Annotated in this window: 19 protein-coding genes and 1 tRNA gene; 8 read left to right on the top strand and 12 right to left on the bottom strand. The window is 67.3% G+C overall.

Going from position 1 to position 13936, the window contains the following annotated elements:
* Window positions 1-23: 23 nt before the first annotated feature.
* Window positions 24-812, bottom strand: a complete 789-nt coding sequence (locus WBG06_RS11135; protein WP_336736724.1) for a DUF881 domain-containing protein — start codon at window positions 810-812, stop codon at window positions 24-26.
* A 44-nt stretch (window positions 813-856) separates the two neighbouring features.
* On the opposite strand from WBG06_RS11135, the gene WBG06_RS11140 reads away from it, so the two are divergent.
* On the top strand, window positions 857-1318 hold the full coding sequence (locus WBG06_RS11140; protein ID WP_336736726.1) for a cell division protein CrgA: 462 nt from the start codon (window positions 857-859) through the stop codon (window positions 1316-1318).
* A gap of 166 nt (window positions 1319-1484) precedes the next feature.
* Here the strand turns inward: WBG06_RS11140 and WBG06_RS11145 are convergent, their stop codons facing one another.
* From WBG06_RS11145 to WBG06_RS11175, 7 genes are all read right to left on the bottom strand, one after another.
* The gene (locus WBG06_RS11145; RefSeq protein WP_442945456.1) at window positions 1485-2372 is read right to left on the bottom strand and encodes a rhomboid family intramembrane serine protease; all 888 of its coding nucleotides are present in this window, start codon (window positions 2370-2372) and stop codon (window positions 1485-1487) included.
* A 24-nt stretch (window positions 2373-2396) separates the two neighbouring features.
* The gene (locus WBG06_RS11150; protein WP_336736729.1) at window positions 2397-2912 is read right to left on the bottom strand and encodes a peptidylprolyl isomerase; all 516 of its coding nucleotides are present in this window, start codon (window positions 2910-2912) and stop codon (window positions 2397-2399) included.
* Between the two features lie 70 nt (window positions 2913-2982).
* A complete protein-coding gene (locus tag WBG06_RS11155; protein ID WP_336736731.1) occupies window positions 2983-3354 on the bottom strand; it encodes a DUF3817 domain-containing protein in 372 nt (123 codons plus the stop codon).
* Window positions 3351-4214: an SURF1 family protein gene (locus tag WBG06_RS11160; RefSeq protein ID WP_336736733.1), complete on the bottom strand. Its 864-nt coding sequence runs from the start codon at window positions 4212-4214 to the stop codon at window positions 3351-3353. Before WBG06_RS11160 ends, WBG06_RS11155 begins: the two co-directional genes overlap by 4 nt.
* Window positions 4215-4401: 187 nt before the next feature.
* Window positions 4402-5304, bottom strand: a complete 903-nt coding sequence (locus tag WBG06_RS11165; protein WP_336736734.1) for a hypothetical protein — start codon at window positions 5302-5304, stop codon at window positions 4402-4404.
* 155 nt (window positions 5305-5459) lie between these two features.
* Window positions 5460-6464, bottom strand: a complete 1005-nt coding sequence (locus WBG06_RS11170; RefSeq protein WP_336736736.1) for a TauD/TfdA family dioxygenase — start codon at window positions 6462-6464, stop codon at window positions 5460-5462.
* A gap of 274 nt (window positions 6465-6738) precedes the next feature.
* Window positions 6739-7158, bottom strand: a complete 420-nt coding sequence (locus WBG06_RS11175; RefSeq protein WP_336736737.1) for a MarR family winged helix-turn-helix transcriptional regulator — start codon at window positions 7156-7158, stop codon at window positions 6739-6741.
* Between the two features lie 170 nt (window positions 7159-7328).
* Between WBG06_RS11175 and WBG06_RS11180 the strand changes: the two genes are divergently transcribed.
* From WBG06_RS11180 to WBG06_RS11195, 4 genes are read left to right on the top strand one after another with little or no spacing between them, the layout of a single operon-like run.
* Window positions 7329-7727, top strand: a complete 399-nt coding sequence (locus tag WBG06_RS11180; RefSeq protein ID WP_336736739.1) for a DUF1304 family protein — start codon at window positions 7329-7331, stop codon at window positions 7725-7727.
* A gap of 36 nt (window positions 7728-7763) precedes the next feature.
* On the top strand, window positions 7764-8219 hold the full coding sequence (locus WBG06_RS11185; protein WP_336736740.1) for a hypothetical protein: 456 nt from the start codon (window positions 7764-7766) through the stop codon (window positions 8217-8219).
* Between the two features lie 42 nt (window positions 8220-8261).
* The gene (locus WBG06_RS11190; protein WP_336736742.1) at window positions 8262-8594 is read left to right on the top strand and encodes an ArsR/SmtB family transcription factor; all 333 of its coding nucleotides are present in this window, start codon (window positions 8262-8264) and stop codon (window positions 8592-8594) included.
* 3 nt (window positions 8595-8597) lie between these two features.
* Window positions 8598-9200: an SRPBCC domain-containing protein gene (locus tag WBG06_RS11195; RefSeq protein ID WP_336736743.1), complete on the top strand. Its 603-nt coding sequence runs from the start codon at window positions 8598-8600 to the stop codon at window positions 9198-9200.
* A 10-nt stretch (window positions 9201-9210) separates the two neighbouring features.
* Here the strand turns inward: WBG06_RS11195 and WBG06_RS11200 are convergent, their stop codons facing one another.
* Window positions 9211-9801, bottom strand: coding sequence for a cysteine hydrolase family protein (locus WBG06_RS11200; protein ID WP_336736745.1), 591 nt, complete (start codon window positions 9799-9801; stop codon window positions 9211-9213).
* A gap of 154 nt (window positions 9802-9955) precedes the next feature.
* Here WBG06_RS11200 and WBG06_RS11205 point away from each other — a divergent pair, with 154 nt between their 5' ends.
* From WBG06_RS11205 to WBG06_RS11215, 3 genes are all read left to right on the top strand, one after another.
* Window positions 9956-10909, top strand: a complete 954-nt coding sequence (locus WBG06_RS11205) for a GlxA family transcriptional regulator (RefSeq protein ID WP_336736747.1) — start codon at window positions 9956-9958, stop codon at window positions 10907-10909.
* 119 nt (window positions 10910-11028) lie between these two features.
* Window positions 11029-11340 carry a hypothetical protein gene (locus tag WBG06_RS11210; RefSeq protein WP_336736748.1) on the top strand — a complete coding sequence of 104 codons (312 nt, stop codon included), beginning with the start codon at window positions 11029-11031 and terminating at the stop codon, window positions 11338-11340.
* 128 nt (window positions 11341-11468) lie between these two features.
* Window positions 11469-12182 (top strand): hypothetical protein, encoded by a 714-nt coding sequence (locus WBG06_RS11215; RefSeq protein ID WP_336736750.1) that lies wholly within the window; start codon window positions 11469-11471, stop codon window positions 12180-12182.
* A 173-nt stretch (window positions 12183-12355) separates the two neighbouring features.
* Here the strand turns inward: WBG06_RS11215 and WBG06_RS11220 are convergent.
* The 3 genes from WBG06_RS11220 to WBG06_RS11230 form a co-directional block, all read right to left on the bottom strand.
* A tRNA-Ala gene (locus tag WBG06_RS11220) sits at window positions 12356-12431 on the bottom strand.
* Window positions 12432-12448: 17 nt separating this feature from the next.
* Complete coding sequence (locus WBG06_RS11225; RefSeq protein WP_336736752.1) at window positions 12449-12568, bottom strand: DLW-39 family protein; 120 nt, start codon at window positions 12566-12568, stop codon at window positions 12449-12451.
* 80 nt (window positions 12569-12648) lie between these two features.
* Window positions 12649-13596, bottom strand: a complete 948-nt coding sequence (locus WBG06_RS11230; RefSeq protein ID WP_336736753.1) for a hypothetical protein — start codon at window positions 13594-13596, stop codon at window positions 12649-12651.
* Between the last annotated feature and the right edge of the window lie 340 nt (window positions 13597-13936).

Here is a 13936-nt window from a genome sequence, read left to right on the forward strand (position 1 = left end):
ACGGCACCGCCGGAGCCCCTGTCTCAGTCGTCCTGAGGCAGGGGCTTCGCGTATTTCACGTCCAGCAGCCCGTCATAGGCAGGAGCGGTGAGGTAGGTCAGCGGCTTGAGGGACCAGCCGATCTGGACCTTGGGGTCGAGCGCGTCCGCCCGATAGTTCTGTACGTGGTCGTCGCGGTCGATCGCCGCCTGCAGCCGGTCCGGGTCGCCGACCGCCTCGATGACGTACGGCTGCGGGTAGGGGACGCCGTCGAGCTGCACGGTGCTGCCGGAGCACTTGATCCCCGTGGTGGTGATGATGCGCTTGCCGGCGATGGTGATCGCCTCGGCGCCACCGGACCACAGCGCGTTGACGACGGCCTGGATGTCCTGCTGGTGCACGACGAGCGAGTTCGGGTCGTCCCCGGTGTAGCTCTCCTGGACCTCTGACGGGGCGTCGCCCAGCACGATCTGCATGCCTGCGCCGCTGTGGTCGGAGGTGCCGGCCGGATCGGCGAGCTTCGCCGACTGCTTCTGAAGCTTCTTGACGTCCTTGTCGGAGACGCCGCTGGTCAGGTGGTCGACCTCGCTCTGCAGATCGGTCAGCTGGGCCTCGAGGCGGTTGTAGCGGCTGCGCTCGCCGTCGACGAGGGTCGCCAGGTCTTCGTAGCGGCCCGGACGCAGGTCGGTGCCGTCGGCATTGACGAAGCTCACCGCCAGCAGGCCGCCGCAGAGCAGCACCACGACGGGCGTACCGACGCGCCAAGAGGTCGCGCGTGACCAGCGCTTTGGTCGAGAGGTGGGGTTACCCTGGGTTCCGGAGCTCACGACCATTAGGGTATGCGCAGCAATCACATTTTGTCTGAGGAGCATCACCCGTGGCCAAGCTCAAGCTCTCGAAGAAGAGTGATCTCGACCTGCCCAAGGAACCGATCGTCACTCCGCGCTTCGGGGTCGCGCTGTTGCTGATCGCCCTCGGTATCGGCTGGATCGCCTACTACTACGCCGGCGTGCGACCGAACGAGGTCGGCGGCGACTTCACCGGTCCGAAGTTCATGCAGAAGCTCGAGGACTGGAACTACCTGATCGGCTTCGTCCTGCTCTTCGTGGGCCTGGCCGTCTCCGCCCACCCGAGCACCCCGCTGGGCCGCGGCCGCGGCGTCGTGGTCGGCATGCTCGGATGCTTCCTGATCGGCCTGGTCTGGATCTGTGTCTTCTACGTCTTCGCCAACGACCACCTGGACAAGATCTGGGTCTTCAACGACCTGGGTCAGAAGAATCTCCTGGTCGGCATCGGCTTCATGGCGGTGGGCTTCACCTTCGCCACGAAGTGGGAGTGACACCCGCGATCCCTCGGTGGTCAAGCCTGTCGAGACCACGAAAGCGGCGCAACCCGTGAGGTTGCGCCGCTTTGCGTTACACCGGTGTAGTTCTCCACAGGGTCTTCCACACCTGTGGATTTGTCCACGCCGTGAAAACGCCGTGAAAACACCAGGCCCGAAGGCGTCAGAACACCATCACTCGTACGCCGACCAGGGCAAGCAGCACCACGGTGAAGCCACCTAGTGCCGCCCACTGCAACGGCGCCTTCCGGTCGGCTCGGAACTGGGTGAAGATGCCCGCGACCACGAGACCGCCGACGAAGCCACCGACGTGCCCCTGCCAGGAGATGCCGTTGCCGAAGAAGGTGATGCCGGCGTTGATCAGCAGCACGGGCAGCAGCGGGGCGAGCGACTGGCCGGCGCGTACGAAGAGCACGACCAGGACCCCCAGGAGGCCGAAGATCGCCCCGGAGGCGCCGACGGTCGAGCCGGCCGGCGTCGCCGCCCAGACGATCAGGGCAGAGCCTGCCAGGCCGGAGATCAGGTAGAAGACCAGGAACCGCAGCCGACCCACGATCGGCTCGAGGAACGAGCCGAGCATGTAGAGCGACAGCATGTTCACGGCCAGGTGGATGATCGAGACGTGGGTGAACATCGAGGTCACCAGCTGCCAGAAGGCGCCGTCGTCGACGCCCGGCATCCACTGGTAGCCGCTCGCGCGGCAGACCTCGGCAGGCACCGCGAACCCGCCGTCCGGCGTGAGGCAGTAGCCCTGGAGCCGGAGCGCGAAGAAGTCGGCGATCCTCGACGCGGACCCACCGGTGAGCACGATGCTCAGCCACACCAGCACGTTGACGCCGATGAGCGAGAAGGTCACCGGGAGCGCCCGGAAGCTCACCCGCGCGCCGGTGAAGCGCTTGGGCTGGCGTACGGACTTCTGGCCTTCACGTACGCACTCGGGGCACTGGAAGCCGACCGAGGCACCCGTCATGCAGTCAGGGCAGATCGGGCGGCTGCAGCGCTGACAGCGGATATGCGTCTCACGGTCGGGGTGGCGGTAGCAGACCGGCACCCCGACCGGGGTCGTCTCGGACAATCAGCCCTCGACGATCTCGACCGTCTCGATGACGACCGGCTCGACCGGGCGGTCCATCGCGCCGGTCTTGGTGCCGGAGATCGAGTCGACGGCCTTCTTGGACGCCTCGTCGGCGACCTCGCCGAAGATGGTGTGCTTGAAGTTCAGCCACGGCGCCTGGCCGGTGGTGATGAAGAACTGCGAGCCGTTGGTGCCGGGGCCGGCGTTGGCCATCGCGAGCAGGTAGGGCTTGTCGAAGGTGAGCTCGGGGTGCGGCTCGTCCTTGAAGGTGTAGCCCGGGCCACCCGTACCGGTCCCCAGGGGACAACCGCCCTGGATCATGAACCCGTCGATGACGCGGTGGAAGCCGAGACCGTCGTAGTAGGGAACGCCGGAGCGGCCGGCGTCGTCCGTGTACTCCTTGGTCCCCTTGGCGAGGCCGACGAAGTTGTCGACCGTCTCCGGAGCGTGGTTGGGGAACAAGGTGATCGTGATGTCACCGTGGTTGGTGTGGAGGATGGCCTTCTGGTCAGCCATGACCTGCCCTTCCGACATTGGGATTGGTACGGGATGTAGCTCCTCGATCCTCCCACATGACGTCTGGGGATCAGGCGGCTGCTGCCTCCATGGCAACCCGTGTCAGCTTGGTGGCGCGGTGCTCGGCCCAGAAGCTGAGCACCGGGACGGTGCCGCACAGCGCCGTGATGATGGTGAAGGGCATCGGCCAGGCCGCCTTGCGCGACAGCAGGAACGCCGTGAGCAGGAAGATCATGTAGAGCCAGCCGTGGGCGACGCCGAGGTACTCCGAGATGTCCGAACCCAGCTGCCAGCCGGCACCGCTGTCCTTGGCCAGCCACGCTGCGTCGCTGACCAGGTAGCCGTAGTGGAGCGGAAGGCCGATGAGGCACAGCACCACGAGCAGCACACCCACGATGGTGGCCATGATCCGATAGGCGAGCAGGTTGCCGGAAAGACTCACGCCTCGGAGGGTACGCGGCTTTCCTGAGGGGCGTTCTCAGGGGTCGGTGTCGCGTCGTCGTTCTCGTCGTCGTTCTCGTCGTCGCCGTCCTCGGGTCCCCGCAAGGTGTCGCGCACGTAGCGCCACCACACGTAGATCGCGAACACCCCGAAGAGCCACCACTCGATCGCGTAGAGGAGGTTGCGCAGCCCGGTCGTGGCCTCCGGCTCGGGCAGCTGCGGGGCAGGTACGTCCGCGACATCGGTGGCGCCGTCGTTGACCGGCATCGAGCTGGCGGGCCAGTTGTCCTCGACCGGTGAGCGCACCACGTAGGCGCTGTAGAGGTCATAGCTGGTGCGCGAGATCAGGTCGGAGACGTCGAGCTGCGGGAAGACGTTGTCGGACTTGCGGTCGTCGGCGACGTCGGTCCAGTCGCTGGGCTGCAACCACCCTGTGACGGTGACGTGACCGCGCGGGGCGGGCGGCGCGGTGCCGACCTCCGGCGTCCAGCCGCGGACGACGTAGACGGCCGACTCGGTGTCTTCGACGAGGACCGGGGTGACGGCCCAGAAACCCACCTGAGAGCCGCGCTCCATCCCGTCGATGAAGATCGTCTCCTCAGGCAGCCAGATCCCGGAGACGGTCACGGGCCTACCGATCTGCTCCCACGGGAAGCCGTCGTTGGGCCCCATCATGTCGGTGAAGGGCTTCGGCTTGGCGTGCACCAGCTCGGCGACCTGGTCCTGCTTGTCCTGCTGGCTGGACTCGTACTGCCACACGCCGAGCAGCACCGCGCCAGTCACGAAGATCACCACCAGCGCGTGCGCACCCCACATCCGGGGGGAGAAGATGCTGCGCGGGGGGCGGGTCTGGGCGGCCATAGCTCTCCCAGAGTACGGGGCTAGGGCGAGGCCCTCAATCCGGCGTCGAGTCGAGCGTCGTCCAGTGCGCAGCCTGGCAAGGCGGAGGAGGGAGGCGGCCCGGTGTTGGCCGTCGACCGACGACAACGCCGCCAGGGTGCGTGATGGACGGCGCTCGGCCGGCGCATCCGGATTGAGGGGCTCGCCCTTAGTCGCAGACCGCGAATGGGACAGGATCGCTGGTGACCAGGGTGGCAGCCGTCACCGGGCTCGTCACCCGGAACCCGATCCGCCCCGAGGACGGGTCGGCGACACCGTTGGTGAAGACCTTGGTGTAGGCCGCGGCTTGATCACCCAGCTTCAGCCGGACGAACAGGTCATCACGGTCCTCGCCGAGGCGCACGGTGGCCAGCCCTCCGCCGAACTCGACCGAATAGGCCTCGACCGGCGCCAGCCGGGTCTTCTCCTTCGGCCCACCCTCGGCGCAGCCCTTGACGATGTACGTCGAGGTCGCGGGTCCGCCGGCAACGGCGACCATCGCCTCCTGAGCCGCCCAGTTCTCGGTATCCGGCGTCGCGGCGTTCTTGGTGATCAGGTGGGTCTTCGGGTCGAACTTCGCGCCCTTCAGCGGGCCGACCCCGTCCTTGATCGCCCGTCCCGGGTCGACCCGGTCGGCGACCTTGATGACGAACCCGTCCTTCTCGCCGCCGGTGAACCTCGCCTCCCAGACCACGTCGGCCGCACCCCATTTGTAGGCCTCACGCAGTCGCTGGTCGACCCCGCGCAGCAGGCCACCGCTGACCTGGGCCGCCTCCTTGTCGGCCCGGCGCCACAGCTCCTGCTGCTCTGCAGCGCTGGACCTGCTGGTGACGGCATCGAGCCCGAAGAGCGACTTCACCTCGTCGTAGTCGGTCACGGCCAGCGTCTTCGCGCCCGCCGGCACGAGCGTCATCGCCGCCTCGGCGGGGTCCATCGTCGCGGCGTACACGGGGTAGGAGTCCTCGCTCGCCGCCGCCTCCGGCTTCTTCGGCTCGCTGTCGTCCCCGCAGCCGACCAGCGCAAGCGCCAGGCCGCCGGCCAGCACCCCGATGCCCCATCGCCTCACGTTCACCCGCACGAGTATCCCCGATCACTGCCACGTACGGCGGCACATCTCTCGCCGAGACGTCAGCCCCGTCGGCCGAGACGTCAGCTCCGTCGGCCGACGTTGCACCAGACGGAAGGAGGCCGCAGGCTCGATGCCTGCGGCCTCCGGGATCCCGAGCGTCAGCGACCAGCGCCTGTCAGCTCAAGGGATGCGGGGAGAGGCTCGAGCACCGGGTCGATGATCCGCGAGGAGGCCTCGGACCGCGCGACCCGGCTGCGGCGCAGGTCCTTGACGGTCGTGAGCCGGCGCAGCCAACGGTCGGTGCCGTCGTAGCGAGCCGTGAACGGCTTGCGGCCGTGCAGAGCACGGTGATTGTCGACGATGAGGATCTCGCCGGGTGCCAGCGCGACGTCCTCGACGTTCGCAGAGAGCTCCATGATGAGCAGCTGCAGCGCCTGGTCCGCCTCGACATCACCCGGCAGCGCGGACATGTAGGGCGGGTCGAGCCGGACGTCGGGAGCCTGCGGGGAGCCCGAGAGAACCGCAGTCGGCGCGGCGAGCAGCTCGCCCTCGCTGACACCGGCCTCGCGGAGGTTGCGCAGGTGCTCGTCGTCGGGGCGGATCACATAGCGCGGCTCGAACAGCGGAGCGTATTCAGGGCCGGTCACATCGATCGAGCTGATGCCGACAGCGGTGGTCGGAATCAGGTCCTCGTTGCGCAGCGCGATCAGTCCGAGGTGGTCGCAGCGGAGGTTGCTGAAGGCGTCCTCGATGTGGAGGTCGAGCACGACATCGCTGCTGTGCCCGGTCTGCAGGCTCTCCTGCTTCTGGATCGGCAGGATGTTGTTGACCAGCTGACCGCCCTGCAGCGAGGACCACGAGACGGCGTCACCGAGCTGCGCCATGATCAGCGCCAGCCAGAAGTCGGCCATGTGCGGCGCCTGGGCGTCGGGGTGGTTCCAGTGCGGCGGGGTCGGTCCGGCGACCACCGGGAGGCCACTGATCACGAGGGCGTCGGTCGCATCGCCGTAGCGGAATGCGCGGATCGCCTGGGCGACACCGTCGGGAAGCTCGCCGCCGAGGAACGGCGCGGTCTCGAGGAACTCCGAGGAGACCGGATTCCCGAACCTGACGAGCAAGGACTCCGCCAGCTCGGCTGCGGCCTGGGATTCTGCGGGGGTCATCTCGACCCGGGTGACTACGGACTTTGCGCCCACAACATTGACCTTTCGGACTTTGCAGTGGAGGGTTTCGTCAGAGCTTTTTCTGGCACCCGCCAAAGGATTTCGTTGCTTTCAGAGCCACTTTGTTCCGCCGTACGGAATTCAAACGAGTGATAGGTCCAAATATCGAGACGATAGGTATTAGGCCCCTTGCGCAATCGGCCTGAACCTGTTTAGCGAATGTATCTCCGTTGCGGCCCCTCAGTTACCCACTGATCAGGCGGTCGCAAGCGGTTCACCGGTAGGGGTCGACGAGCTCGCGCAGCGAGGTGAGCGCCTCCCGCAGGTCTGCCGCGAGGCGGGGGCCGAGATGCTCGTTCCACTCCTGCTCGACCCCCATCACCACCTCGCGGGCATGTGCGGCGGCCGCCTCGCCGCGCTCGGTGAACCTGATCAGCCGCGCCCGACCGTCGACCGGATCCGGAACCCGCTCGACGAGCCCCTTCTGCTCCAACGCCGCGACCAGCACGCTGGCAGTCTGCTTGGTGACCTGCGCCTGCTCCGCCAAGTCGACCAGGCGCGAGCCGCTCTCACCGATCCGCTGGGCGATCCTGGCCTGCGCGACGGTCACGTCGTACCCGGCCTCTCGCATGGCCGAGATGACCCGTTCGTCCATCGCCCGGTAGGCGATGAGCATCAACGTCGCTACGTCCATCGATCTCCTTGACAGCAGGCGGCACCCTGGCCAATATAGTCAGTAATACTGACTATCATACCGCTCTCCGGTGTCCAGACGGCCGTCTGTTCACGGGGCTCTGCCGGACGCGCGTTGCTTCCACGATCGCCACCACCTCGCTCACCGAGGCCCGTTCCGAGCAGGTCACCATGAACGCAGTCGCACAGCTCAGCGCCGCCATCTCCGCCCTGATCCTCATCGCCGTCTTCCCTTTCGAGGCATTCCTCATCCACCGCCCCGAGGTCCAGCGGTTCCTCGGGATCGAGTCGCACGGCATCCGCAACGTCCACCTGTGGTCGTTCTGCATCGGAGCCCGCAACGCGCTCGCCGGCGTGGGCACGCTCATCGGCCTCTGGATCGTGAACTTCGGCGACCAGACCACGGGCGTCACCGTCGTCGTCGTGACCTGCGTCTACATGCTGCTCGCCTCGCTGTTCATGGGCGTGGCCGACCTGCTCGGCTACTGGTTGCCACGCGGTGGCAGCATCAAGGGCACCGTGGCGTCCTCCGTCCTGCCTGCGGTGGCACTGATCGCGATCGCGGTCTGATGGCGGTAACCCGCCGGGGCCACTACGCTCCGAGCCATGGGTGCAGCGATCATCTCGGGCCTGTTCGCGGTGGCGCTCGCCTGCCTGGCCTGGATGTTCAAGAACGGCAGCCGCCGAGCCCGGCTCCTCAGCCGGATCGAGCGATACACCCAGGTCCTGAAGGATCTCCCCGACGGTCATCCGGCGCGCGCCCACCTCGACGCGGCACTCGCAGCCGACTCCGAGCAGCTGCTCGCTCTGACCGGACGGAAGAACGCCCGAGCGACCGGGACACCTGCGATCGCCCAGGGCCCGGGCGATGACCTCGAAGACCCGAACGACATCGACTGGATGGGCGACGAGCAGGAACGCCGGATCTCACCTCCCGATCCCCCCGCGCGGCCGCCCCGTCGCGCTCCGCTGTCCGGACACGGGGCAACTGTCCTGTGGGTGCTCGCAGCCCTGTCCGCCGTCGCGACTGTCGGCCTCGTGGTCAACGATCTGTTCTTGTAACATGCCTTGACAGGCATATTCCGAATAAGGCATATTGAAGGCGTGCCCACCCGAGACGTCTTCAGCGCCATCGCCGACCCGACCCGTCGGCAGATCCTCGACCTGCTCTGCCAGCGCGAGATGGCGGTGGGCGAGCTCGTCGAGACCCTCGGGCTCGCCCAGCCGAACGTGTCCAAGCACCTGCGGACACTGGGCGAGGCGGATCTGGTTCACGTACGCATCGACGGACCGCGTCGTCACTATCGGCTGCGCGCCGAGCGGCTCCGCGAGCTGGAGGAGTGGCTGGCTCCGTACCGCCGGATGTGGGCCGACCGTCTGGACGCGCTCGAGCGCCACCTGGACCAGCTCGATGACCACGACCACGAGGAGGACTGAGAGATGACCGAGACGACCACCGGACCGTTGGGCGAGGTGCTCCGCGACGGCGAGCGCGCCGGCCTTCGCTACGTACGCCTGCTGCGCCACTCACCGGAGAAGGTCTGGCGGGCGCTGACCGAGCCGGACGGCCTACGGCACTGGTTCCCGACCGACATCGTCGGCGAGCGCACCGTCGGTGCGCGCCTGAGCCTCCCGTTCTGGCCGGAGGGTCTGGAGCTGGCGAGCACCACCGAGGCGATCGAGGACATGGGCGTCGACCCGGGCGACTACGTCTCGGAGGGGGAGCTGCGGGTGTGGGACCCGCCCCGGACCTTCGAGTTCACCTGGGGCATGGACGGCCGCGAGGAGCTGACCGACCTGCTCCGCTTCGACCTCGAGCCCACCGAGGACGGCACCCGCCTCACCTTCACCACCTGGCTCGGCGGGCCCACCGGCAACACCGACACCGCCGTCGGCTGGCACGTCTGTCTGGACCAGCTCGCCGACCTGCTCGACGACGGCGCGACCACCCCGACCGAGGAGTCCGCGGCCCTCGTCGTCCAGCGGGTCAAGGCTCGGACGGACGAGCTACGACCGACGTACGCCGCCCTCCTCTCGTCCTGAGACCGGCGCCCTACGACAGGTCGCCGGCGGTCCTGACGACGACACCGTAGAGATCGCCGATGGTGGCCAGCGCGCTGTGATGCAGCTGCTCGGCGGACACCGCCGAGACAGCCGTCTCCAGCGGCCGGGTCGCACAGGCGTCGGCCACCACGGTCGGCTTCCTGCCCGCCAGGAACGCTCCCTCCACGGTGAACTGGACGCACATGTTCGTCATGAATCCGGCGACCACGACATCGTCGTTGCCCGCCTTCTCCACCAGCTCCCCGAGCTCGGTGCCGACGAAGGCGTTCGGGACTCCCTTGACGACGACGGACTCACCATCGGCAGGAGCGACCTTCGGATGGATCTGCCCGATCTCGGCGCGGATGTCGTAGGGCGTCCCCGGGCCACCGTCGTTGATGACGTGGACGACGGTCGCACCCGCTTCTCGTGCGCGAGTCAGCAGATCAGCCGCGGCATCCAGCGCGGGCTGCCAGCCGTCGAGCTCCATCACGCCCTGGGTGTAGGTGTTCTGGTAGTCGACCAGCACCACCGTGGCATCGCTGAGTCTCGCCGGGGTGTCGTCGAAGCCGTTGAGCTGGCGCAGGGTCGTACGTGCCATGAATAGGTCCTCTCGAATCTCGACGCCCGCCGATCGGCGGGCGCTCTCCACGCTAGGGAGGTCGCCGGATGTCGGCAATGCCGGATAACCTGCAGATACCGACATCCGATCCCAAGGAGCGATCATCGTCATCGAGCGGTTCGTCGTCATCGCGTTGTTCGACCAGGTCGACCTGCTCGACGTCACCGGCCCACCGGAGGTCTTCTCCCTGCTCCAACGGGACACGGTCGAGCCCACGGGCTACCAGGTCGTCCTCGCGGCGGAGACGATGGACCCGGTGACGACCTCGGCCGGAGTGCGGATCCTGCCCGACACGACGTTCGCCGAGGTCGCGCACCGGGCGATCGACACCCTCATCGTCCCCGGCGCCGTCGAGGTCGGCGACGACCGACGGGTCACCGCCCTGGTCGACCCGGCCGTCGTGGAATGGGTGCGTACGCTCGCTCCACGCACCCGCCGCGTCGCCTCGGTGTGCGTCGGCGCCCATGTCCTCGCAGCAGCCGAGCTGCTCGACGGGAAGCGGGCCACCACCCACTGGTCGACGGCCGCTCAGCTGGCCGCAGAACATCCCGCCGTCACCGTCGACGCCGATCCGATCTTCATCCGTGACGGCGACGTGTGGACCGGCGCCGGCCTGACCGCTTGCCTCGACCTGACGCTCGCGCTCGTCGCCGACGACTTCGGGCACGAGCGCGCCCTGCGGGTGGCCCGGCAGCTGGTGATGTACCTGAAGCGGCCCAGCGGCCAGAGCCAGTTCAGCGTCCCCATGAAGCGCCCCTCGACGACCCGCCGGGTAGACGAGCTGAGGCACTACATCGCCGAGCACGCGGCCGAGCCGCTGACGGTCGCCCACCTCGCCGAACAGCTCAACGTCAGCGACCGCCACCTCACACGCATCTTCAAGACCGAGCTCGGCACGACCCCTGCCGCCTACCTCGAGTCCGCGCGGATCGAGATCGCGAAGAACAGGCTCGAGTCCAGCGATGACACCATCGGGAGGATCGCCACAGCCTGCGGCTTCGGCACCGTGGACACCCTGAACCGGGCATTCAAGCGCGCCCTCGGCATCACCCCCGGTGCGTACCGCTCACGCTTCAGGATCGCGTGAACCGACAGTCCCGCGTCAGCGCTCGTGATCCCGGGTCTGTGCATTCGCCACGTACGGACGCACCATCGGGTCTATGTTCTCCGCGGCGCGTACTCAGTTCCGGCGATGAAGGAGAAGTTGTGGACGTATCGGTGAAGATCAAGCCTGGACTCAGTGCCATGGATCGCGGAGTCGTTGAGGATGCGATTGTGGAGGCGCTCGACGCGCAATACCCAGGTTGGGGCGAGGCCACCGGCGGGGGCGGATTCCTGGACGGATCGATGTCGGACATCGACTTCGAGTTCGACAGGCCCGTCGACAGCGAATCCGTGGTGCGCCTGATGGGTGAAGCCGCGATGGAGCTGCTTCGCGAGGCGACCACGGAGCCCGTGGCCTGGAACGTACGTGTCTCCGCCGACGGTGACGTGGAGTGGTCTGGCGCCGTGGAATAGGGACCAGTCGACCGGCCGGCGCCAATGCGCGGATCGCATGCGTCTACCGATCCGCAAGTTGCATCTACCGATCCGCAAGTGAGGATGGTTCCGTCCTGGTAGGTGGTGGACTGTGGTTCGATCGGCGCATGACCGAATGGGCGGGGCTTCGTGACGCGTACGGGTCAGCCGAGCAGGTTCCTGCCATATTGGAGGCTGCTGAGCTTTCCGGCACGGAGTTCGGACCGGCGTGGGACGCTGCTTGGAGTCACCTCTGCCACCAAGGCACCGTTTACAGCGCGAGCTATGCGGCGATTCCGCTCTTGGCCGATATGTGTTCACGGCAACCGGTGCGCGGCTTCATCCCGGGCCTACAACTGGCTGGCTCGATCCTTGCCTCCGTTGACGGACCAACAAATCCCGTCGCCGTACGCGACGCCTACGCTCCCGAGATCTCCGTACTTCATGCCGTTGCAGAGGCATCGCTAGGGATGTCTGAGGACGACACCGAGTTCATCTACGGGCTTGAGACACTCGCGGCACTCGAAGACTTGGGTGTCTGGCAGCGGACCCTCAGCTACTGCGCAGCGGGCGAGGCGCCGCTCGAGTGTCGAGCGTGTGGGACCGAGCTGCTCCTGCGCTTCGATGACGGCTCGCCAAGGATTACCAGCTGGAATACAGAAGACGGCGAACGAGACGTCAAGGGCGCCGAGCCAGCGGCAGGATCACCCGAAGCCCGCCTCCTGGACTTGGCGCAGGTTCATGGGCGAGAAGCGGTGGCCCGAGACCTGCGCTTGTTCTTCGGCACGTCGACCTGTCCAGCATGTGCGGCAGGCCTGAAGATCGCCGACTCCCTCGGCTGAGCCGTCCTACCGCCACAAGCTGTGCCAGGTGACTCCAGCGTCACAGAAAGCCTGCTCTCCCCTCGAGACCGCTGGAAGACACCGAAGGACGCGTAGTCAGGCAGTTTGCCAGGCTCTGGCCCCTTGGGCGCTGGCCGCGGCTCAGTCGCTTTCGCGCTTTTCCTGGTCAGATGTGGTGGAGCGTAGGGGACTCGAACCCCTAACCCCCTGCTTGCAAAGCAGGTGCGCTACCAATTGCGCCAACGCCCCGGACGGGTGTCCGTCGGTCAGCTCACCTTGTCGGTCGCCTCGGCCCAGTTGCTCTTGTCGGAGCTGGTCTGGTCGAGCTTCTTCTTGGCGAGGATGATGCCAGCCGCGGCCAGCAGTACGAGGACGATCTTCTTCATGTCTTCTCCTGCGGGTCGTGGTGAGCATCGCTGCCCGTTAGACCAGGAAAGCGTACCGGCCACCCGGGAAGCGTACGAAATCACCCGACCCCTGGGTCCGGTGCGAGCCCGAGGGCCTCGATGGGAGTGCAGGTCATGTGGGTGCTCGCCCACATCCGGCCGATCAGGATCCCGAGCCCGTACGCCGAGGGCCGGCTGTAGGGCGATGCGCCGGACTCGTAGGTGGTGATGAGCTCCCCGGAGACCTCGACGATCGCCTCGGCCATGTTGGGGAACTTGTACGTCCGCTGGACCGGGCCGACGCCGCCGTCGGCTTTTCGTTCACAGATGGAGATCGTGCTCGAGCGATGACGGCCGAAGGACGAGGAGAAGACGTACTCGTCGCGGCGTACGACGATGCCCTGGACCTTGGGCGGGGTCGTGGTCGAGAGGACCGGCTCGGAGAAGTCCCACGCACCGTTCTCGCTCTTCGCATAGGCGAACAGGGTCTGCTGACCGAAGCCGCCGACGTAGAGACGGTCTCCACGGATCCGGCAGTAGGAGCCGGCAGCCACCTTCACCGGCGCCTCGATCGGCTCGATCTCCGCCCCTTTCGCCGACTCACGCACGGCCGAGAGCGAGTAGCGGTAGAGGCGGCCGGTGCCGCCCCCGGAACCCTTGGATACCCACACGTCGTCGCCATCGACGGCGACTCCGCCGGCATGCCCGGGGCCGGCCTTGCCGCGGTAGCCCACCAGCAGCACCTCGGCGGTGGTCTTGCCGCTCTTCAGGTCGACCAGCACCAGCGCTGAGCCCTTGTCGTGGGAGTAGTAGCTCTGCGCGAGCAGGTTGGTCTCCGGGTCGTGCCCCAGTCCCTGGGGGGTCCAGTCGTCGGCACCACCGGTCGCCAGGGTGTTGGGAATGAGCGGTCCCACACGCCCGCCCAGCCGCTGCCCCCACCTCTCGGTGCGCCGCACCCCGCCCTTGACCCACCGACGGGTACGTCGCGGGAAGGTGTCGAGGTCGAACGGAAGGTCGATCTTCACCATGACCGTGATGTTCGCATGCCGTGCCCAGCGCGGCCGGTTGGCGTGTCGCTCCCAGGCTGCTGAACAGCAGAAACGCCCCGGACCGGAGTCCAGGGCGTGTGCTGTGCGCTTAGGAGGACTTGAACCTCCGACCCCCACATTATCAGTCCGTGCCGGTGGCGCTTGGACCTCATTTCAACGGTGCCGGGGAGCGCTAGACGCACATGGTCGACCTCGCCTGTTATTGGCTGTTGTGGGCTCTTCACTTACCTCTCGCATACCTGGCGGGCGGCGCTCCAGTCGGCATGCTCATTCGTGCTCCCGGGCAGGCTCGGGGCGAGTTGGCAGGGGTAAGCGCAAC

Source organism: Nocardioides sp. CCNWLW239 (genome assembly GCF_037137035.1).
GTDB lineage: Bacteria > Actinomycetota > Actinomycetes > Propionibacteriales > Nocardioidaceae > Nocardioides.

Bases quoted from the DNA above. Each gene is read 5' to 3' on its own strand.
- WBG06_RS11150 (WP_336736729.1), bottom strand. From the start codon at position 2,912: ATGGCTGACCAGAAGGCCATCCTCCACACCAACCACGGTGACATCACG.
- WBG06_RS11135 (WP_336736724.1), bottom strand. From the start codon at position 812: ATGGTCGTGAGCTCCGGAACCCAGGGTAACCCCACCTCTCGACCAAAG.
- WBG06_RS11225 (WP_336736752.1), bottom strand. From the start codon at position 12,568: ATGAAGAAGATCGTCCTCGTACTGCTGGCCGCGGCTGGCATCATCCTC.
- WBG06_RS11215 (WP_336736750.1), top strand. From the start codon at position 11,469: ATGACCGAATGGGCGGGGCTTCGTGACGCGTACGGGTCAGCCGAGCAG.
- WBG06_RS11230 (WP_336736753.1), bottom strand. From the start codon at position 13,596: ATGGTGAAGATCGACCTTCCGTTCGACCTCGACACCTTCCCGCGACGT.
- WBG06_RS11180 (WP_336736739.1), top strand. From the start codon at position 7,329: ATGAACGCAGTCGCACAGCTCAGCGCCGCCATCTCCGCCCTGATCCTC.
- WBG06_RS11185 (WP_336736740.1), top strand. From the start codon at position 7,764: ATGGGTGCAGCGATCATCTCGGGCCTGTTCGCGGTGGCGCTCGCCTGC.
- WBG06_RS11175 (WP_336736737.1), bottom strand. From the start codon at position 7,158: ATGGACGTAGCGACGTTGATGCTCATCGCCTACCGGGCGATGGACGAA.
- WBG06_RS11170 (WP_336736736.1), bottom strand. From the start codon at position 6,464: ATGACCCCCGCAGAATCCCAGGCCGCAGCCGAGCTGGCGGAGTCCTTG.
- WBG06_RS11200 (WP_336736745.1), bottom strand. From the start codon at position 9,801: ATGGCACGTACGACCCTGCGCCAGCTCAACGGCTTCGACGACACCCCG.
- WBG06_RS11195 (WP_336736743.1), top strand. From the start codon at position 8,598: ATGACCGAGACGACCACCGGACCGTTGGGCGAGGTGCTCCGCGACGGC.
- WBG06_RS11160 (WP_336736733.1), bottom strand. From the start codon at position 4,214: ATGGCCGCCCAGACCCGCCCCCCGCGCAGCATCTTCTCCCCCCGGATG.